Annotated in this window: 18 protein-coding genes and 1 tRNA gene; 13 read left to right on the top strand and 6 right to left on the bottom strand. The window is 69.3% G+C overall.

Annotated features, from left to right (window positions below; genetic code table 11):
• The first annotated feature begins 119 nt into the window (after positions 1-119).
• The 4 genes from LY40_RS25835 to LY40_RS25820 all read left to right on the top strand — a co-directional run bounded on the left by LY40_RS25835 (position 120) and on the right by LY40_RS25820 (position 4283).
• Positions 120-1940 carry an FAD-dependent oxidoreductase gene (locus LY40_RS25835; RefSeq protein ID WP_258938440.1) on the top strand — a complete coding sequence of 607 codons (1821 nt, stop codon included), beginning with the start codon at positions 120-122 and terminating at the stop codon, positions 1938-1940.
• A 64-nt stretch (positions 1941-2004) separates the two neighbouring features.
• A complete protein-coding gene (locus LY40_RS25830) occupies positions 2005-2937 on the top strand; it encodes a hydroxyquinol 1,2-dioxygenase (RefSeq protein WP_258938439.1) in 933 nt (310 codons plus the stop codon).
• 218 nt (positions 2938-3155) lie between these two features.
• On the top strand, positions 3156-3575 hold the full coding sequence (locus tag LY40_RS25825; protein ID WP_258938438.1) for a DUF6153 family protein: 420 nt from the start codon (positions 3156-3158) through the stop codon (positions 3573-3575).
• A gap of 69 nt (positions 3576-3644) precedes the next feature.
• Complete coding sequence (locus tag LY40_RS25820) at positions 3645-4283, top strand: DUF305 domain-containing protein (protein ID WP_258938437.1); 639 nt, start codon at positions 3645-3647, stop codon at positions 4281-4283.
• Between the two features lie 178 nt (positions 4284-4461).
• On the opposite strand, the gene LY40_RS25815 is transcribed toward LY40_RS25820, so the two are convergent.
• A complete protein-coding gene (locus LY40_RS25815; RefSeq protein ID WP_183786909.1) occupies positions 4462-5175 on the bottom strand; it encodes a cache domain-containing protein in 714 nt (237 codons plus the stop codon).
• Positions 5176-5206: 31 nt separating this feature from the next.
• The gene (locus tag LY40_RS25810) at positions 5207-5953 is read right to left on the bottom strand and encodes a FadR/GntR family transcriptional regulator (RefSeq protein WP_258938436.1); all 747 of its coding nucleotides are present in this window, start codon (positions 5951-5953) and stop codon (positions 5207-5209) included.
• Between the two features lie 493 nt (positions 5954-6446).
• Between LY40_RS25810 and LY40_RS25805 the strand changes: the two genes are divergently transcribed.
• The 6 genes from LY40_RS25805 (at position 6447) to bioD (ending at position 13325) form a co-directional block, all read left to right on the top strand.
• Positions 6447-7709 carry a D-arabinono-1,4-lactone oxidase gene (locus LY40_RS25805; RefSeq protein WP_183786911.1) on the top strand — a complete coding sequence of 421 codons (1263 nt, stop codon included), beginning with the start codon at positions 6447-6449 and terminating at the stop codon, positions 7707-7709.
• A gap of 29 nt (positions 7710-7738) precedes the next feature.
• Positions 7739-8965 carry an ethanolamine utilization protein EutH gene (eutH, locus tag LY40_RS25800; RefSeq protein WP_258938435.1) on the top strand — a complete coding sequence of 409 codons (1227 nt, stop codon included), beginning with the start codon at positions 7739-7741 and terminating at the stop codon, positions 8963-8965.
• Between the two features lie 199 nt (positions 8966-9164).
• On the top strand, positions 9165-10238 hold the full coding sequence (bioB, locus tag LY40_RS25795) for a biotin synthase BioB (RefSeq protein WP_258938434.1): 1074 nt from the start codon (positions 9165-9167) through the stop codon (positions 10236-10238).
• The gene (locus LY40_RS25790) at positions 10235-11500 is read left to right on the top strand and encodes an adenosylmethionine--8-amino-7-oxononanoate transaminase (RefSeq protein WP_258938433.1); all 1266 of its coding nucleotides are present in this window, start codon (positions 10235-10237) and stop codon (positions 11498-11500) included. Before bioB ends, LY40_RS25790 begins: the two co-directional genes overlap by 4 nt.
• Positions 11497-12630: an 8-amino-7-oxononanoate synthase gene (locus LY40_RS25785; RefSeq protein ID WP_258938432.1), complete on the top strand. Its 1134-nt coding sequence runs from the start codon at positions 11497-11499 to the stop codon at positions 12628-12630. The genes LY40_RS25790 and LY40_RS25785 overlap by 4 nt, the downstream gene beginning before the upstream one ends.
• The gene (gene bioD / locus LY40_RS25780; RefSeq protein ID WP_258938431.1) at positions 12618-13325 is read left to right on the top strand and encodes a dethiobiotin synthase; all 708 of its coding nucleotides are present in this window, start codon (positions 12618-12620) and stop codon (positions 13323-13325) included. Before LY40_RS25785 ends, bioD begins: the two co-directional genes overlap by 13 nt.
• A 28-nt stretch (positions 13326-13353) precedes the next feature.
• On the opposite strand, the gene LY40_RS25775 is transcribed toward bioD, so the two are convergent.
• From LY40_RS25775 to LY40_RS25765, 3 genes are all read right to left on the bottom strand, one after another.
• Positions 13354-13467 (bottom strand): methionine/alanine import family NSS transporter small subunit, encoded by a 114-nt coding sequence (locus LY40_RS25775; protein ID WP_183786916.1) that lies wholly within the window; start codon positions 13465-13467, stop codon positions 13354-13356.
• Positions 13467-15014: a sodium-dependent transporter gene (locus LY40_RS25770; protein ID WP_258938430.1), complete on the bottom strand. Its 1548-nt coding sequence runs from the start codon at positions 15012-15014 to the stop codon at positions 13467-13469. The genes LY40_RS25775 and LY40_RS25770 overlap by 1 nt, the downstream gene beginning before the upstream one ends.
• A 425-nt stretch (positions 15015-15439) precedes the next feature.
• Positions 15440-15526: transfer RNA gene (locus tag LY40_RS25765), tRNA-Leu, on the bottom strand.
• A gap of 111 nt (positions 15527-15637) precedes the next feature.
• On the opposite strand from LY40_RS25765, the gene LY40_RS25760 reads away from it, so the two are divergent.
• From LY40_RS25760 to LY40_RS25750, 3 genes are all read left to right on the top strand, one after another.
• Complete coding sequence (locus LY40_RS25760) at positions 15638-16957, top strand: M20/M25/M40 family metallo-hydrolase (protein WP_183786918.1); 1320 nt, start codon at positions 15638-15640, stop codon at positions 16955-16957.
• A 207-nt stretch (positions 16958-17164) separates the two neighbouring features.
• The gene (locus LY40_RS25755; protein WP_258938429.1) at positions 17165-17629 is read left to right on the top strand and encodes a MerR family transcriptional regulator; all 465 of its coding nucleotides are present in this window, start codon (positions 17165-17167) and stop codon (positions 17627-17629) included.
• Entirely contained in the window at positions 17626-18057 is a 432-nt protein-coding gene (locus LY40_RS25750; protein WP_183786920.1) for a carboxymuconolactone decarboxylase family protein, read from the top strand. The genes LY40_RS25755 and LY40_RS25750 overlap by 4 nt, the downstream gene beginning before the upstream one ends.
• A gap of 120 nt (positions 18058-18177) precedes the next feature.
• Here LY40_RS25750 and LY40_RS25740 read toward each other — a convergent pair whose 3' ends face one another.
• Positions 18178-19947 (bottom strand): L-lactate permease, encoded by a 1770-nt coding sequence (locus tag LY40_RS25740; protein WP_258938428.1) that lies wholly within the window; start codon positions 19945-19947, stop codon positions 18178-18180.
• Positions 19948-20308: the final 361 nt, after the last annotated feature.

The raw sequence follows: 20308 nt of genomic DNA, 5'->3' as shown, positions 1-20308 counted from the left end.
GTGGTTTTGCTCGTTTCCGCCATCGACGCCGCCGCCGGCCTACCCGTGGCCGTCCGTTGGCAGGGTGTCGGCCACGGTCCGGCGACGAGGCCGGACGCCGACGACGGAGGCCAGCAGCCATGGTGACGTTCGACGACGGGCTCGCCGAGACCACTCAACCGACCACGGCCGTGATCGAGACGGATGTGCTGATCGTCGGCTCGGGCCCCGCGGGCGCGTCCGCAGCGCTGTTTCTCTCGACCCTCGGGGTCCGCAACACGATGATCACCAAGTACCGCTGGACGGCGAACACGCCGCGGGCGCACATCACCAACCAGCGGACGATGGAGATCTTCCGCGACATGGGCATCGAGGACCAGGTGCTCGCCGACGCCACACCGCACCACCTGATGGGCGACACGGTGTTCTGCACGGCGATCGCCGGTGAGGAGATCGGGCGCATCCTCACCTGGGGCAATCATCCGGCACGCCGGGCCGACTACGAACTGGCGTCACCGTCGATGCCCTGCGACATCCCGCAGACCTACCTCGAGCCGATCCTCGTGCGAAACGCCACGGTGCGCGGCACACAGACCCGGTTCAGCACCGAGTACCTCGGACACACCCAGGACGCCGACGGCGTGAACGTGCGGGTGCTCGACCGGTTCGCCGGCACCGAGTACACGATCCGCGCGCGGTATCTGATCGGTGCCGACGGCGCGCGGTCGCAGGTCGCCGCCGACATCGGACTGCCTTACGAAGGGCGGATGGACATCGCGGGGTCGATGAACATCACGTTCAAGGCCGACCTCTCCGCCCTCTGCGGTCACCGCCCGTCGGTGCTGTACTGGGTGATCCAGCCCGGCGCGGACATCGGCGGTATCGGTGCGGGCCTCGTGCGCATGGTGCGCCCGTGGAACGAATGGCTCGTCGTGTGGGGCTTCGACATCGACCAGGGACCGCCCGAGGTGACCGACGAGGACGCCGCCGGGATCGTGCGCAATCTCGTGGGCGCCCCGGACCTCGACGTCGAGATCACCGGCGTCTCACTGTGGGGCAACAACGAGCAGTACGCGACGGGCCTCCAGCACGGCCGCGTGTTCTGCGCCGGGGACGCCGTCCACAAGCATCCGCCGAGCAACGGCCTCGGCTCCAACACGTCGGTCCAGGACTCCTACAACCTCGCGTGGAAGATCGCCGCGGTGTTGCAGGGGCACGCCGGTGCGGGCCTGCTCGAGACCTACACCACCGAACGCGCACCCGTGGCCAGGCAGATCGTGACGCGTGCCAACACGTCCGCCCGCGAGTTCGGCGCGCTGTTCACCGCACTCGGCCTCGACACGGCCACCGACGCGGAGCAGATGCAGGAACGGCTGGAGGAGCGTAAGGACGATACGCCCGCAGGAGCTGCGAAACGTGCCGCCGTGCGCGAGGCCATGGCGTTGAAGAACTACGAGTTCAACGCGCACGGCGTGGAACTGGGCCAGCACTACGACGCGTCCGAGTCGGCCGCGGTTGTCGGTGACGGCACCCCACGGCCCGAGCCGACCCGCGACCCTGAGCTGTACTACGACCCCTCGACCCATCCCGGCGCCCGCCTGCCCCACGTCTGGGTGGGCGACAGCAACCGCCGCCGATCGACCCACGACCTGGCCGCCTACGAGGGGTTCACCCTGCTGACCGGCGTCACGGGCGAGCCGTGGGCCGCGGCGGCGCAGAAGGCGGCCGCGGAGCTCGGCGTAGCCGTCCGGCCGGTCGTGATCGGGCCCGGCCGCGAGGTGACCGATCTGTACTTCGACTGGGCCGAACGGTGCGGCGTGGCCGAGGACGGGGCCGTCCTGGTGCGGCCCGACAAGCATGTCGGGTGGCGAAGCCACCACCTCGTCGACGACCCCGAACGCGAACTGCTCGGCGTGTTGCGCCGGATCCTCGACCGCACCGACGGCTCACCGGCAGCATGACCCACCCGACACGGCCGCGGACTCTCCCGAGCCGCCCTCGTCCGACCCGAGAAGGAGCCGACGCATGACCACCACCGACGACTCGTCCACGGCCTCCGCCGGTCCCGCCGGGTCCGAAGCGCAGCGCCGGATCGAGGAGCGGCTGACCGAGGAGGTCGTCGCCTCGTTCGCGGGCGCGGGCGACGCCCGGCTGCGCGCGGTGCTGGAGTCGCTGACCCGGCACCTGCACGCCTTCATCCGCGACGTCCGGCTCACCGAGGACGAGTGGAAACAGGCGATCGACTTCCTCACCGCCACGGGCCACATCACCGACGACAAACGCCAGGAGTTCATCCTGCTGTCCGATGTGCTCGGAGCGTCGATGCAGACCATCGCCGTGAACAACGAGGCCTACCGCGACGCGACCGAGGCGACCGTGTTCGGCCCGTTCTTCGTCTCCGGCGCGCCCCTGGTGGGCAACGGCGGCGACATCGCGGGTGGCGCACCCGGACAACCCTGCTGGGTCGAAGGGACCGTACGCGACACCGACGGCAACCCCGTGCCCGGCGCCCGCATCGAGGTGTGGGAGGCCGACGAGGACGGCTTCTACGACGTGCAGTACGACGACGACCGCGTCGCAGGCCGGGGGCACCTTTTCTCCGAGTCGGACGGGAGTTTCCGGTTCTGGTGTCTGACGCCGACGCCGTACCCGATCCCGCACGACGGCCCGGTCGGGCGGTTGCTCGAGGCCGCGGGCCGATCCCCGGTCCGCGCCGCGCATCTGCACTTCATGGTGACCGCCGAGGGCCTGCGCACGCTCGTCACGCACATCTTCGTCGACGGCGACCCCCAGCTGGAGATCGGCGACTCGGTGTTCGGGGTCAAGGACTCGCTGGTCAAGCGCTTCGAGGAACAGCAGGCGGACACTCCCCCGCCGGACGGCCGCGATCTGGGCGGGCGCCCGTGGACCGCGGCGCGATTCGACATCGTCCTCGCCCCGGACGGCACCGGCGCGTAGCCGGGTGGGGCCCGGCCGCATGCCCGTCGCGGACGGCCCGCCCGTCCTCCGCCGGCGCGGCAGGTCCGACCCGCCGCCCACGGACGGTGAGTCAGGACTCGCCCCCTGCCCCTGCCCCTTCCCCGCCCCGCGTCGGCGGCCGACACCACACACGGCCGATACCCCGGCCGGGTAAGGTGACGTCAATGCGGAACGGGCGATCACGGTGGTGGCTTCTGATGCTGCTGACCCTGTGCGTTCTGTTCGGCGTCGTGGGCATGCATGCGCTCGTCACCCCGCCCGCCTCACCGGCTGCGGCAGGAGCCGCCAGCACCACCGCCGGGCACGAGATCGCGGGGCACGAGGTCGCGGGGCACAGGGCGAACGAACCGCGCGCCGCGGTCACGCAGGAGGTCCAGCCGCAGACCGAGCACGCCCCGCCCGCCGATCACGAAAGTCAGCACGACCTGCTGCTCCATCTCTGCCTGGCGGTACTGGCCGCGGCCGGACTCATCGTGCCGGCCGCCCGGTCGGTGCTCGGCAGAGTCCGGCCGGCGGCGCCAGCGAGGCGATCACCGTCACCCTTCGGCCGGATGCCGGTGCAGCGGCCGCCGCCGGTCTCCCGCCGGCTCGCTCAGCTCTGTGTGCTGCGGACCTGATCACCGCTCGGCGCACCAGCGCCGCAGCCGGACCGATCACATCTCATCCGCACAGGAGCCCACATCATCATGAAAAGCACCAACGTGGCGGCCACCGCCGCGGCACTGACCGCTGCCCTCGTCCTGACCGGCTGCACCGGAGCGGACACCTCCGGAAGCACCCCGAGTTCCGCGCCGGCCGACCCGACCACGTCGGAGTCCGGCACGCAGGCGTCGGCCGAGCACAACGACGCCGACATCACCTTCGCCCGGGGCATGATCCCGCACCACCAGCAGGCGATCGAGATGTCGAAGCTGGCCGACGATCGGGCAGCCAGTCCGGAGCTGCGCCGGCTCGCGGCGAAGATCGAACAGGCGCAGGCCCCGGAGATCACCACGCTGCGCGGATTCCTCGCCGCGTGGAACGCGCCCGAGTCCGGAGTGGACCACGAATCCGGGGGCCACGAGTCAGGCGACCACGAATCCGACGACCACGGCGGCATGTCCGGCATGATGACCGGTGACCAGATGCGACAGCTCGAACAGTCCAGCGGCGCGGCCTTCGATCGGTCGTTCCTGGACATGATGATCGCCCACCACGAGGGAGCGGTCCGGATGGCCAAGAAGCACCTCGCGAACGGGATCAATCCGGAAGCCGGGGAACTGGCCCGGAACATCATCGACACCCAGCGAGCCGAGATCACCGAGATGCGCGGCCTGCTCGACTAGTCCCACGAGCGTCCCGGGCAGCGCGCGAGCACGACCGACGCGCCCGCGCTGCCCGGGAACGTGGTCCCGGGCAGCGTGGTCCCGGGCAGCGTGGTCCCGGGCAGCGTGGTCCCGGGCAGCGTGGTCCCGGGCAGCGTGGTCCCGGGTCCGCACGGCCGCGGCACCGGTGAGCTCGCCGTCACCGGTGAGCTGTCAGGAGCCGCCAGCTCACGTGGCCGCCGACGTCGACCGCTTGCGACCACCCGTCGCCGGGCGCACGCTGCAACAGGGTTCCACTCCACCATCGGGCACTGGTCGATGCCACGACCCGGTCATGCTCGTTGACGAGCACCATGTCCTGGGGAGCCGATCGCAACGATTCGATCAGCAGCCGTTCGACACCCTCGACCGCCACATCGGCGCCCAGCACGTCGACGTAGCCGTCGGAATGGGCCACCGGCACGGCCAACGTGATGGTGTGCTCGTTGGTTCCGCCGAAGTCGACGAACGGGCCCGTGACCGCCGCCCGTCGCGTCGCGCGCGGCAGCGCGAACCACTCCTTGCCGGGGTAGTCGTAGAAGTAGTTGTGCGCGGGGTCGAGGTTGTGACTGACGAACTCGGCCGGCTCCCCGTCCTCGCTGCGCCACCATTCCATCCAGCGTGCCGCGTCGGCGAGGTGGCCGTCGTCGAGCGCGAGCCCCACGCCCTGGACGAATCCACGGTGCCGGTCGATCACCGCCAGCAGCGCCGGCTGGACGTGTGTGAGCGCGGCGCGCCGCAGCGGCCGCTCCGCCGTCGCGAGTGTCCGGATCACATCGCTCGCCGTCTCGGCGAGATCGGCCAGCACACGATCGATGCGCTCCCGGATGCATTCCGCGGAACGGCGCAACGACGCCAGGTCTCCCTCGTTCACGATCCTTCACCTTCTCGCCCGCGCGTAGCCGTCATCCTGGTTCACCCCGCACCGCCAGGTCCAGGTGCAGGTCGAGCAGGTGCTGGACCCGGCCTTCGACGTTGCGCATCACCACGTCACGCGCCGCGTCGGCGTCGGCACCGTCAACGGCCGTGATGAGTGCGGCGTGCGCACTCTCCGTCACCGGGTGATGACCGGCCTCCCCGCCGACCATCCAGAACAGCGATGCCAACTCGTCGTGCAGATGGACGATGGCCTGCGTGAGCCGCGCCGAATGGGCGATCACGCCGATCTCGATGTGGAAACGGCTGTCGGCCCGACGTCGTTCGTCGGCGGTCTCGGCGAGACGGAACTGTTCGGCCAGCGACCGCAGGTGCTCCACGTCCTCACCGACGGCGCGCTGGGCGGCGAGATGCGCGGCACCGCCGACGACGGCCGCGCACGCGTCACCGAGATCACGTAGCGAGTCGGCACTGCGTTCGCGCAGCCGCTTCTTCACGGCTTCGGGCGGCGGCTGCGAGGCGGTCCGTACGAAGCTGCCACCGCCGCGGCCACGGCGAGTCTCGATGACCCCGCGCTGCCGCAGGGTCTCGAGTGCCTGGCGGAGCGTCCCGGTGGAGATCCCCAGTTCGGCCGCGAGTTCCGACTCCGGTGGCAGCCGGTCTCCGTGGCTGAGCAGCCCGACGGCGACCGCCGTCTCCAGTTGCCGGGCCACGTTCTGCGGAAGGCCGGGACCTTCGGTGGCGTCCAACCGCAGGTACGCGGCGAAGCTCGACACCGTTGTGTTTCCTCTGCTCACCAAGCTAGTCCAGGCGGGTTCGACGTGCGGACGGGAACGAATCGCTCGACTGTCACGGTACGGCACCGATTCGGCGACCCCGTGTCACCCGGCTTCACACAGACTTGTCATTTAAATTTAAGTGTTTTATGTTTCCTGCGCCGCCGTCCACTCGGGGTGCCGCCGGCAGGGTTCACCGCAGAATCCGATCCGCCGACTCCGTCGACGAGCCTTCGGGAGCAGGTCCCATGACGACGACACAGTCGGGCCACCGGAACCGGGCCGATGGCCGCGTCCGTCCCCGGAGCCGCCCCAGGGCTCCACGAGGACCGCCCGACATCCGCTCCCCGGACGCGGCACGTCGTGATCGACGCGTCCTGAGCGGTCCCGAACCTGCGGGGCCGCTGCCGGCCGCACTGTCACGCCGCCCTGCTGCGTGGAAACGCGGCCGAGACGCTGACCGAGATCCGCTGCACAAGATCGGAGCATGCACGTGACCGAGCCATCGCTGTCCGCACCCACCAGCTACGACCGGGTCTGGACCAACTGGGCGGGCAACCACACCGTCACCGCGTCCATGTACGCCCAACCCCGGGACGAAGCCGAGGTCGTCGAGGCCGTCCGGTACGCGATCCGACAGGGCATGAACGTGCGCGTCGCCGGAACGGGCCATTCGTTCACGCCGATCGTGCCGACCGGTGGGCTCATGCTCGACCTCACGCAGCTCAGCGGCGTGACGGCGACCGATCCGCAGCGGTTGCGGGCCTCGGCGCTGGCGGGCACCACGGTCGGCAAGCTCGGTGAGCCGCTGTGGAACGCCGGGCTCTCGCTGTCCAACCAGGGAGACATCGACAAGCAGGTCATCGCCGGGGCGCTCGCGACGGCCACCCACGGCTCCGGCATCGAACTGCCGAACATGTCGGCCGCGATGCGCCGGGTGCGCCTGGTCGACGGCCGCGGCGAGGTCGTCGAGATCGGCGAGGACCGGATGCGCGAGCTGCGCGCCGCACAGGTCGCGCTCGGCACGCTCGGCGTGATGCTCGAGGTGGAACTCGAGGTCTCCCCCAAGTACTACATCGCCGAGGAGATCAGCTACCGGCCGTGGCAGGAGATCGAGGAATCCTGGGACGAGCTGATCGCCAATCACCGGCACTTCTCGTTCTTCTGGTGCCCCGCGGACCACTCGGTGGACCTTTACCAGCTGCCGGCACCTCCCGACCAGCCGATGCACAACCACTGCTACGTCAAGATCTACGACGAGGTCGAGGTCACCGAGCCGGACGGGCTCGTCTCCGACGACGTGGGCAACCGCACCGACCGCGCCTACCGGGTCTACCCGGGCGGATACGACGAGCCGTTCCACGAGATGGAGTACATGGTGCCCGCCGAGTACGGCCTGGAGGCGCTCAACAAGATCCGCCGGCTCATGCTCGACGAGTTCCCCGACCAGCTCTACCCCATCGAGGTGCGCTGGACCGCGGCCGACGACGCGTACCTGTCACCGAACTACCGGCGCGACACCATGGTGATCTCCGTGTCCGGCGCTCCCGGCACGGACTACTGGCCGTTCCTGCGCGCCGTCGACCAGCGGCTGCAGCAGTACCAGGCACGCCCGCACTGGGGCAAGATCCACTTCATGACCCGCGATCGGCTCGAGGAGCTGTTCCCCGAGTTCGACACGTTCCTCGCCGTGCGTCGCGAGTTCGATCCTGACGGTGTGTTCCTGAACGACCACCTGCGTCCGCTCCTGCGCTGACCCGTCCCCCACCGGAAGGAGGAGGACACGTGGAGTCCTTCGGGAACCTGATCATCTACATCATGATGGGGTTCGTCGTGATCGGTGCCGTGGCATCGATCCGGGACGACGAGCACGGCCTCGGCAAGGAGTTCAAGGAAGGCCTGCACTCCATCGGCGCCATCTTCATCCCGGTCGCCGGGATCATGGCCGCCATCCCGTACCTGTCCGCCCTCGTCGAGTCCGTCGCCGGGCCGTTGTTCGACGCCATCGGCGCCGATCCGGCGATCGCCGCGACGAGCCTGATCGCCGTGGACATGGGCGGTTACCAACTGGCGCAGGAAACCGCGGCCAGCACCGGCGGCTGGATCATGGCGACCGTGGTCGGCTACATGGCAGGCGCCACCATCATCTTCACCATCCCCGTCGGTCTGGCCATGTTGGACAAACGGGACCACCGGTACATGGCACTCGGCGTGATGTCGGGCGTGCTCGCCATCCCCATCGGCGTGCTGGTCACCACGACCATCCTGGTCGCGAGCTCCACGACGGTGCGCGGTGAGGTCTCCGCCGACAGCGCCTCCGACGCCGCGCTGTCCGGGCTGGACGCCGGTTCGATGCTGCTCAACCTGCTGCCGCTCGCGGTGTTCGTCGCGGCGCTGGCGGCGGCGTTGTGGTTCGCACCGAAGTTCATGATCCGCCTGTTCATCTGGTTCGGACGGATCCTCGACGCCGCGCTGAAACTCGTGTTGGCGGTGAGCATCATCGAGCACTTCACGGGCGTGTTCTCCGCCGTGTTGGGCAGCTGGGGTTTCGACCCGATCATCGCCGACTCCGAGGACCAGTACCGGGCCCTCGAGGTCGCCGGCAACATCGGCATCATGCTGGCCGGCGCGTTCCCGATGGTCTACGTGCTGCGCAAGGGGCTCGCCCGGCCGCTGGGAGCACTCGGCCGCCGCGTCGGGATGAGTACCGAGGGCACCGCCGGGCTCCTCGCCGCCGTGGCCAACGTGCTGGCGCTGTTCCGCCTGATCCGGGACATGCCGCCGAAGGACAAGGTGCTGTGCATCGCGTTCGCCGTCTGCGCCGCGTTCCTCGTGGGCGACCACCTGGCGTTCACGGCGAACTTCCAGCCGAACCTCATCGGACCGCTGCTCATCGGCAAGCTGGTGGGCGGGCTGCTGGCCATCGGACTGGCGGTCGTCATCACGAGGCCGGCCGTGCAGGCCCTGGCCGCCGAGGAACAGCAGGAGGCCGACACCACCCCGGCCGCGTAACCCGCGGGCGGGCCGAGGGATTCGAGGCGGCCGGCGGCGAGGCGTGATCCACGTCCTCGCCGCCGGCCGCCGCTTTCGGTTCACGCCCCGCCGGCACGACCCGTTCCGTTGACCGCGCGGCGCCGACCGGTTTAACCTGAACACCGTTCAGCTGAACACTGTTCAGGTTCAGTACCCCACGGTCGATACCGGAGACGCGATGAGCGACACGTTCCAGCAGCTTGCCGACGCGATCCTGGCCGGCACGCCGGCCACACCGGAGGACGCACTCGCGGTGTTGCGCGCCGACGACGCCGAGCTGATGCACGTCGTCGCCGCCGCCGGCCGGCTGCGCCGCGCCCACTTCGGCAACACGGTGAAGGTGAACTACCTCGTGAACCTGAAGTCCGGGTTGTGCCCCGAGAACTGCAACTACTGCTCGCAGGCGCTGGGTTCCGACGCTCCGATCCTCAAGTACTCGTGGCTGTCCAAGGAGGACACCTTGGCGCAGGCGAGTGCGGGACTGCGCGGTGGGGCGAGCCGGGTCTGCCTGGTCGCTTCGGGACGCGGACCGTCCACGCGGGACGTGGACAAGGTCACCGACATGGTCGAGTCGCTGAAATCGGAGTATCCGGACGTCGAGGTGTGCGCCTGCCTCGGGCTACTCGCGGACGGTCAGGCCGAGCAGCTCAAGGCGGCCGGGGTCGACGCCTACAACCACAACATCAACACCGCGAAGAGCAACCACGCCAACATCGTGCAGACCCACACCTACGACGACCGGGTCGACACCGTGCAGAAGGCGAAAAGCGCGGGGATCTCCCCGTGCTCCGGGCTCATCGCGGGGCTCGGCGAGTCCGACGAGCAGCTCGTCGAGGCACTCGTCGCCCTCCGTGAGCTGGACTCCGACTCGATCCCGGTGAACTTCCTGATGCCCTTCGAGGGCACGCCCCACGAGAACACCTGGGAACTGTCCCCCGCCCGCTGCGTGAAGATCCTCGCGGCCGCGCGATTCGTCTGCCCGGACAAGGAGGTCCGCATCGCGGGCGGACGCGAGATGCATCTGCGGTCGCTGCAGCCGATAGCGCTGCACGTCGCCAACTCCCTGTTCCTGGGCGACTACCTGACCTCCGAGGGCCAGGACGCCCGTGCGGACCTGGACATGATCCGCGACAACGGTTTCGTCGTACTGGGCTCCGAACAGGACCTGGCCGAGCGGGCCGCCCAGCCCGAACCGGCCGACCCCGCGATCCGGCGCCGTGGTGCGGGCACCGACGTCCTTCCCAACGCATGACGGCACCGGCCGAACAACTGCTCGCGTTCGATCGCGAGCACCTGTGGCACCCGTACACGTCGATGACCGGTCCGGCTCCGGTGCGGCTCGTGACGGGCGCGGCCGGCAGCCGCATCACCCTCGACGGCGTCGGCGACGTGGTCGACGGGATGGCGTCCTGGTGGTCGGCCATCCACGGGTACCGGCACCCCGTGCTCGACGAGGCCGCGCACCGCCAGCTCGACCGGATGTCGCACGTGATGTTCGGGGGACTCACCCACGACCCCGCGATCGCACTCGCCCGTCGCCTCGTGGACCTCGCGCCCGGCGAGCTCGACCGGGTGTTCCTCGCCGACTCCGGGTCGGTAAGCATCGAGGTGGCGATGAAGATGGCGCTGCAGTACCAGCGTGGCAGCGGCAGGCCGCAGCGTTCCCGGTTCCTGACCGTCCGCGGCGGATACCACGGCGACACGTTCGACTGCATGAGCGTGTGTGACCCGACCGGCGGCATGCATTCGATGTGGTCGGGCCTTCTGCCGCAGCAGGTGTTCGGCGAGCGGCCTCCCCCGCTCGGCGGCGATGTCGATGCGTGGGCCGAGGGGTTTCGTGCGCTCGCGGCGCGGCACCGGGACGAGCTGGCAGGCCTGATCGTGGAGCCGCTCCTGCAGGGCGCCGGAGGCATGCACCCCTACCCTGCCGAGTGCCTGTCGATCTTTCGTGAGGTGGCCGACGAACACGGCCTGGTGCTGATCTTCGACGAGATCGCCACCGGGTTCGGCCGTACCGGCACCTTCTTCGCCGCCGACGCGGCCGGTGTGGCCCCGGACGTCATGTGCGTCGGGAAGGCCCTCACCGGCGGCTACCTGTCCCTCGCCGCCACGTTGTGCACGGCGGACGTCGCCCGCGGCGTCTCCGCCAGCGATTCCGGGGTGCTCATGCACGGCCCGACGTTCATGGGCAATCCGTTGGCCTGCGCGATCGCCACCGCGAGTCTGGACCTGCTGACCGAACGCGACTGGACAGCCGACGTGCGGCGGATCAACGCCGGGTTGCAGGCCCTGCACGGGATCGACTGCGCCGACGTGCGGGTCCTCGGCGCGGTCGGGGTGGTCCAACTCGACCACGACGTCGACGTGCCCGCAGCCGCCGAAGCGGCACTCGCCCGGGGAGTGTGGCTGCGTCCGTTCCGCGACCTGATCTACACCATGCCGCCCTACGTGTGCACCGACGAGGACATCGCCACCATCTGCGCCGGGATCGCCGCCGCGGCGGAGGCGGCATGACCGCGTGGACGGGGTGGCTGGCCGAGCAGCGGACGACGCGTGAGACGGCGGGGTTGCAGCGCACCCTGCGGCCACGGCAGGCCGCCGAGGACACCATCGATCTCGCCAGCAACGACTATCTGGGACTGAGCAAGCACCCCGACGTGTGCCGCGCCGCCTCCGACGCCGTCCTCACATGGGGTACCGGTGCGGGTGCCTCGCGCCTCGTCACCGGCACGACCACCCTGCACGCCGACCTGGAACGGGCGCTGAGCGAGTTCACCGGCCACGAAGCGGCGCTGGTCTGCTCGACCGGATACCACGCGAACCTGGCCGCGGTGACGGCACTGGTGGACCGGCATTCCCTGATCGTCTCGGACGAGCACGTCCACGCGTCACTGATCGACGCGGCGCGGCTCTCGAAAGCGGCGGTCACGGTCGTCCCGCACAACGACGTCACCGCGGTCCGCGACGCGCTCGCGGAAGCCGGTGGGCGGCGGACCGTGGTGTTGACCGAATCGGTCTTCTCGGTCCTCGGCGACGCCTCGCCGCTGGCGGATCTGGCCGACGTGTGCGCGGCGGCCGGCGCGCTGCTTCTCGTCGACGAAGCGCACGGACTCGGTGTGATCGGTGAGGACGGAGGTGGCGCCGTCCGCACCGCAGGCCTGGCCGGCCATCCGAACGTGATCATGACCGCGACGCTGTCGAAATCCCTCGGCGCCATGGGCGGTGCCGTGCTCGGCTCCGCGGAACTGGTCGACCACCTCGTCAACCGCGCCCGCCCGTTCATCTTCGACACCGGCCTCGCCCCCGCGCCGACGGCAGCGGCGCTGGCCGCCCTGCGGTTACTGCGGGACCGGCGGCTCAGCCCGGCGGGGATCCACCGGCGCGGCGGCGAACTGGCCGAACGGCTCGGCGTGCCACGGTCGGCGGGTGCCGTGCTGTCGGTCCCGATGCCGTCGCCGGGGGCCGCCCTGGCCGCGCAGGCCGACGCACTCGCCGCCGGAGTCCGCGTCGGCTGCTTCCGCCCTCCGTCGGTGCCGGACGGCGTCTCGCGGCTGCGGATCACCACCCACACCGGACTCGACGACGAGAGCTGGGCTCACGCCCTCGATGTCCTGACGGCCGCCGTGCGCCGGTGCCGAACGTGATCACCGTCGTCACCGGGACCGACACCGGCGTCGGCAAAACCGTCGCCACCGCGGCGCTCGCGGTGCGCGCCGGCCCCGGCACGATCGTCGTCAAACCCGCACAGACCGGCGCCGGCACCGACGAACCCGACTGCGCCGTGGTGCAGTGTCTGGCGGCCTGTCCCACCGCCGAGTTCGTCAGGCTCGACGACCCCCTCGCCCCCGACACGGCGGCCCGGCTGCGTGGCGTGGACATCCCTCCGGTCCACGCGCACGCCGCCCGCATCCGCGAACTCGCGGCGCGTCACGATTCCGTGATCGTCGAGGGCAGCGGCGGACTCCTCGTCCGCCTCGACACCTACGGGGGCACACTGGCGGACCTCGCGACGGACCTAACCGGCGATCACGACGTCGAGGTGTTGGTCGTGACCCGAGTCGGCCTCGGCACGCTCAACCACACCGAACTCACCGTCAACGAGCTCCGCTCCCGCGGCATCGAGCCGGCAGGACTCGTGCTCGGCGCCGTTCCGGAGCGGCCCGGCCTCGCCGAGCAGTGCAACCTCACCGATCTGCCCCGCGTCACCGGAGTACCGGTCGTCGCGGCACTTCCGGAGGGCGCCGGCGCTCTCGCCCCGGCACGCTTCCGAGCGCAGGCCCGCTCCTGGTTCGCCGGGTCCCCCGATCTTCACGGGGGCAGGATCGCAGCAGGTGGCTGACGACCACTGAACACCGACTCGCCGCGCGCTATTCCCCTCGGTTCTCGGGACTGCGCCGGACCAGGTTGACGATCGCCAGCGCGAGACCGCCCCAGATCACCAGGATCGCGACCAGCATCATCACCACGGCCGAGACGTCCATCAGCGCACCTCCTCCTCGGTCAGGTCCAGCCTCGTCTGCGACTTCCACGGCGCCAGCGATGCCAGCGCGGCCAGTATGACCACACCGACGACGACGCCCCAGCCGAACGTGGCCAGCATCCACGCCGGATAGTCCTCATACGGCGCGCTGATGTCGGTGATGAGCTGCCGGATCAGCACGTAGAGCAACGCCACCGGTGCCACCACACCGACCAGCACCTTCCACAGTCGACCCAACGGGATCGAACCGCGGTGGTTCAGATGCCTGGCCAGTTCCGGAAGCAGGCGGACACCCCAGGCGAGCACCAGCATGCTGATCACGGCAACCGCCAGGATGCCGAACTGGTTGATGAAGTGGTCCACGATGTCGAGCACGTACAGCCCGCTCGTCGTCGAGAAGAGCACCAGGCTCACCAGAGCGGTCGGGATCACCACGGCCAGCGTCGCGGTCGTGCGGGACATCTCGAACTTGTCCCGCACACCGGAGATCACGACCTCGAGCACACTGATCAGCGAGGTCAGCCCGGCGATCACCAGTGAGCCGAAGAAGAGCACGCCGAGCACCGCTCCTGCCGGTGCTTCGCTGATGATGGCGGGGAAGGCGACGAAGGCCAGGCCGATGCCGTCCGAGGCGACCTCGCCCACGGCCACTCCGGAGGCCTGGGCCATGAATCCCAGTGCCGCGAACACCCCGATACCGGCGAGCAGCTCGAAGCCGGAGTTGGAGAAGCCGACCACCATCGCCGAACCGCTCATGTCGGTCTTGCGCTTCACGTAGGACGCGTAGGTGATCATGATGCCGAAGCCGATCGACAGCGAGAAGAAGATCTGCCCGAAGGCGGCCGCCCAGACCCCCGGTTCGAGCAGCGCTGCCCAGTCCGGAGTGAACAACGCGTTCAACCCGCCGCCGGCACCCGGCAGCATCAGCGCCTGCACCACGAGGGCGAGGAACGCGATCACCAGGATCGGGATGAAGATCATCGCGATGGTGCCGATGCCCCGCTGCACGCCCAGCGCCATGATCACGATCAGGGCCACCCACACCACGAGCAGCGGCACCAGCACACCGGGCGTGAACTCCATGGCCACGCCAGGATCGCCGAGGTGGAGGAAGTCTTCGAAGAAGAACGCCTCCGGATCGTCACCCCAGGCCTTGTTGACCGAGAAGAACGTGTATCGCAGCGCCCAGGCGAGCACGGCCGCGTAGTAGACGGCGATGAAGAAGCAGATCAGAACCTGCCACCAGCCGAGTCCCTCGATGCGCTTGCGGGCGCGGGCGAACGACAGCGGCGCCGAGCCACGGAAGCGGTGCCCCAGCCCGTAGTCGAGCAGCAGGAACGGGATTCCCGCGGTCAGCAGCGCCACGAGGTACGGCAGGATGAACGCGCCGCCGCCGTTCTCGTAGGCGACGTAGGGGAACCGCCAGATGTTGCCGAGCCCGACCGCGGACCCGACTGCGGCGAGGATGAACACGCGTCGGCTGCTGAATCCGCCACGCCGGGTCTCCTCGACCTGCGCTCCCGTCCCCGAGCCGGCGTTGTCGGTCATCCGTCCTCCTCGGTGTCGGCCGTGGAACGTGGTCCACGCATATCGGGCAAATTCTATTCCTCGTGACTCTCCGGAACAAAACGTCGACTACCCGGCCTGTCACGCAGGAAACCCTCGTCGCCCCTGGCGAGAGCGGTACGGTACCCGGCCCGATGCGGCTCGATGATCACCGGGTTCGTCCGCATCGGACCCGGAAATGCGAACGAACGCGGACCGCTGCCGTGGGTGACCTGCGCCGGCCCAGTTCCGCAGCGGCCAGAGCGGCGCCGTGAGCGCCCACCCGCCGGCTTGTCGCCGTCACCGGCCGCGTAGCTCCCGACCACGAGCCGTACCGGGCGCCGCGCACCACCCGTGAGCACCGCGCCGCGACCCCCGACGCCGGTAACATAAAAAACTGCCCACCCGGAAAACCGGGTGGGCAGTTGTGGTGTCCGAGGGGGGACTTGAACCCCCACGCCCGTTACGGGCACTAGCACCTCAAGCTAGCGCGTCTGCCATTCCGCCACTCGGACTTGCTGGCGAATAGAGTAGCGGACACGAGCGACCCCGCGCACAGGGGGGGTCCACCTTTGCGATCCCACGTGTCTCACCTGCACCAACGGTCTCAGTGATAGGAAGGTCCTGTGACCGAGAATCCCATCGAGGCGGCCGCCGACGAGGCCGTGACTCTCACCAGCGAGCTCATCCGCATCGACACGACCAACACCGGTGACCCCGACACGGTCGTCGGTGAACGCGCGGCGGCCGAGTACGTCGCCGAGAAACTCACCGAGGTCGGCTACGAGGTCAGCTACGTCGAGTCCGGCGGGACGAACCGGCACAACGTCGTCGCACGGCTGCCCGGCGCCGATCCCTCGCGCGGCGCGCTGCTCGTGCACGGCCACCTCGACGTCGTGCCCGCCGACCCCGCCGAGTGGTCCGTGCACCCGTTCTCCGGCGCGGTGCAGGACGGCTACGTCTGGGGCCGCGGCGCGGTCGACATGAAGGACATGGTGGGCATGACGCTCGCGCTGGCGCGGCACTACAAGCGCGAGGGCATCGTCCCGCCCCGCGACATGATCTTCGCCTTCCTCGCCGACGAGGAGGCGGGCGGCAAGTACGGCGCGCAGTGGCTCGTGTCGAACCGGCCCGAGCTGTTCGAGGGTGCCACCGAGGCGATCAGCGAGGTCGGCGGCTTCTCGATCACGCTCAAGGACGACGTGCGCGCCTACCTGGTCGAGACGGCCCAGCGCGGGATCCGCTGGATGACGCTGCGCGTACGCGGCACGGCGGGCCACGGCTCGATGATCCACCGCGACAACGCCGTCACGAAGCTCTCCGAGGCCGTGGCGAAACTCGGCAACCACCGTTTCCCGCTCGTCGTGTCGGACTCGGTGCGGGAGTTCCTGGACGGCGTCACCGAGATCACCGGATGGGATTTCCCCGACGACGACCTCGAAGGCAGCGTCGCCAAACTCGGCAACATCTCCCGCATGATCGGCGCGACGCTCCGCGACACCGCCAACCCGACGATGCTCACCGCCGGCTACAAGGCCAACGTGATCCCTTCGGTGGCCGAGGCCTCCGTCGACTGCCGCATCCTGCCCGGCAGGCTGGAGGCGTTCGACCGCGAACTCGACGATCTGCTCGGCCCCGACGTGGAACGCGAGTGGATGGAACTGCCGCCGGTGGAGACGACGTTCGACGGTGCGCTCGTGGACGCCATGAGCGCCGCCGTCACCGCAGAGGACCCCGGCGCGCGGACCCTGCCGTACATGCTTTCCGCGGGTACGGACGCGAAGGCGTTCCAGCGGCTCGGCATCCGCAATTTCGGGTTCGCTCCCCTGCAGCTTCCCGCCGATCTGGACTTCTCGGCGCTGTTCCACGGCGTCGACGAGCGGGTCCCGGTGGACGCGCTCAAGTTCGGCACCCGAGTCCTCGACCGGTTCTTCCGCAGCGCCTGACCGCGCCCGGCGCCGCGACGGCCGCTCCCCCGCCGCGGCGCCGCCGCGCGACCCGCGTGTTCTGCACTCAGACCCGCGTGTCCTGCGTTAAAACCCACGTGTCCTGCGTTCAGACGCGCGCGTTCTCCCCGCTGGATGTACCGACCGCGGACATGGCTCGATGGCGCGCTTGCCTTCGAGTGCGCTCACACCTCTAGCGTCCTGGTCATGGAACCGGACGACACGTTGCGCGAGGCGCTTCGGCTGGCGGTGGATCCGCCGGGCGGGGTCTCGATCGAGGCGTTGCGTGAGCTCGCTCGCGATGACGACGCGACCGCGTGGGACGTCGCGACGACTGCCGCTCACCTCGGGGTGAATCCCCACACCCTCCGCTATTACGAGCGCATCGGCCTGGTCTGCGTACCTCGCGACGGTGCGGGCCATCGTCGCTACGACGCGGCCGCGGTGCGCCGACTCCTGTTCCTCGTCCGGATGCGGACCTCAGGCATGTCGATCAGCGACCTGCGCCACTACGTCGACCTCGTCGACGCGGATCGGGACACGGTCAATGAACGCATGGACATGTTGCTGGAGCACCGCGACACCCTGCGCTCCCAGATCGCCCAGCTCCAACTGGCTCTCGCCGCCACCGAGTACAAGATCGCCACCTATCGGGAAGGCCCTCGACCATGACCGACACGGCCGCTGGCCAACACGACATCGACAGCCCCGGGCAGCTCGCTCGCCGCCGTCACGGACAGTCAGTCCTGTCGCGAATCGACGGACACGCCGGCGAGGCCGTGATCGACTCGCTTGCCGACATCAACCCGGCGCTCGGACACCACATCGCGGCATTCGGATTCGGCGACATCTACGACCGTCCGGGCTTGGATCCCCGGAGCCGCCAACTCGTCACCCTCGGCTCCTTGATCGCGCTCGGCGGCTGCGAACCGCAGCTCAAGGTCCACATCGGCGCAGCACTGAACGTAGGCATCAGCCGGGACGAGATCACCGAGGTCATCCTGCACGCCGCCTGCTACTGCGGATTCCCACGCGCGGTGAACGCCAGCGTCGTGGCACGCGAGGTCTTCATCGAACGCGACACCGCACCCGCCACCTGAACGTCGGCGTTCTGCACCGAGCCGCCGTCGCAGGGTTCACGAAACACGGCGTCACCATCGAACGGACCCTGTCGGACATCGGCTCGGCCTACCGATCCCACATGTGGCGTGGCACTACATCTAGACCCGCGTGTCCTGCTCCCGGCGCTGCCTGCGCAGCAGCCACGCGGTCACCGCCAGCCCGGCGACCAGGAGGGCGATCAGGATCGTGCCCGGGTTGACCCCGAAGCCGTAGGCGAACACGTACCCGAGGCCGCCCGCGAAGACGACGTAGTAGCCCAGTGGAAGCAGGTTCTTCCGGATCACATCGCCTTCCCTGCCCAGCAGACCGACCGTGGCGGACGCGGCGACGACGTTGTGCACCGTGATCATGTTGCCGGCCGCACCGCCGACCGCCTGCGAGGCGACCACACCCTCCGGTGGCAGGCCGACCTGCTCGGCGGTCGAGAACTGGAACAGCGAGAACATCATGTTGCTGATGGTGTTCGAGCCGGCCACGAACGCTCCCAGCGCACCGATCGCCGGTGCCAACAGCGGCCAGTTCCCTCCCGTGATCGAGGCGACCCCCTCGGCGATGGTCAACGGCATGCTCTCGTAGCCGGACAGGTTGATCTCGGAGTTGATGAACACCCGCACCAATGGCACCGCGAACAGCAGCGCGACGGCCACGCCGAAGATCTGTTTGCCCGCGATCCGCCAGGAACCGGCGATCTCGCGGGCGCGCATCCGGTGCAGGCCGTAGGTCGCGAGGCACACCACGATGAGCAGGAAACCGGGCAGGTACAGCGGCTCGATGCTCTCACTGATCTCGGTGCCGAAGATGTTCTCGAAATCCAGCGAGACGCCCGTCAGCAGCTCCTGGACCGGAGTCACCGTGCGCGACACCACCAGCAGCACGGCCAGCAACACGTAGGGAGTCCACGCCAGCAGCGGGTGGATGCGCCGGCCTGCGACGTCGGTCTCCGGCTCCAACGTGCCCGTCCAGCGTGGGTCCCATTGCTCGCGGCCGGGGAACTCCCACGCCTGCTCCGGCATGAACAATCCGCGCCGGGCCGTGGTCACCACGATCGCCAGGCCCGTGAGGCCGCCCAGCAATGCCGGGAACTCCGGACCGAGCACGATGGCGAACACGACATACGGCACGGTCATCGCGAACGCCGAGAACAACGCGAACTTCCAGACCCCCAGACCGTCGCCGAACCGGCGGCGCTCCCCGAAGAATCCGGTCACCATGCAGGCCAGGAACAGCGGAATCAGCGTGCCGATGATGGCGTGCATGAAAGCCACGTCGACACCGATGCGTGCGACGTACTCCGGCATCTCGAGGCCGAGGAACCGCAGTCGTTCGTCGACGGCCGCGCTGCCGCTGAGTCCGTCACCGATGCCGGTGATCACCGGCGTGCCTGCGGCACCGAACGTCACGGGTGTCGACTGGATGACCAGTCCGACCATCACCGCGGCCATGGCGGGGAATCCGAGCGCGAAAAGCAACGGCGCGACGACGGCGGCCGGGGTGCCGAACCCGGATGCGCCTTCGATGAACGATCCGAACAGCCAGCCGATGATGATCGCCTGGACGCGACGATCCGGACTGATGTCGGTGAACGTCGACCTGATCGTGGCCAGGCCGCCGCTCTTGCTCAGCGTTCCCAGCAGCAGCAGCGCGCCGAACACGATGGCCAGGATCCCGACCGCGATGATCAGGCCTTCGACACTGGCCGCGGCGATGACGGCGAACTCAACTTCCCACACCATCGCGGCGATGGCCACGACGGTCACGAAGCCGATGGGCATGGCGTATTTCGCCGGCCATCGGAAACCGACGAGGAAAATCCCGACGACGGCAAGCGGCGCCAACGCGACGAGACTCAGAACGGCCAAGTTGTCCATGGGAAACACACCCTTCGACACACCGTTGTGTCTGGGGACCCGTGTCGTAGCCGTGGGTCGGGTCCGAGTGTTCAGCGGCAGGGATGTTCGACGACTCGCGCGCCGTCTCGGTCCGGGCGGATCAGGACACGGCGTCGGTCACCGGGTACATAGGATGGTTCCTGCGCATCGTCGCTGCGTCCGCCAGGAGTGTGAGCGCCGGCCGAGGGCGTGAGCACAACCTCGAGAGACTCGGGTGGGATCGTCTCGCGCTGCCGTCACAGGGGAAGATCATGAATGCACCTCTGCATCGCCTCGCTCCGCACCAATGGTGTGACCTTAATGAGCCCGCTCCGGCCGGACAAGAGCGTCCTGCCACGAA

Origin of the sequence: Prauserella salsuginis (assembly GCF_024648885.1) — a bacterium.
Classification (GTDB): domain Bacteria; phylum Actinomycetota; class Actinomycetes; order Mycobacteriales; family Pseudonocardiaceae; genus Prauserella; species Prauserella salsuginis.
The sequence above is the reverse complement of the archived record's forward strand: the minus strand, read 5'-3'. Positions and strand labels throughout refer to the sequence as shown.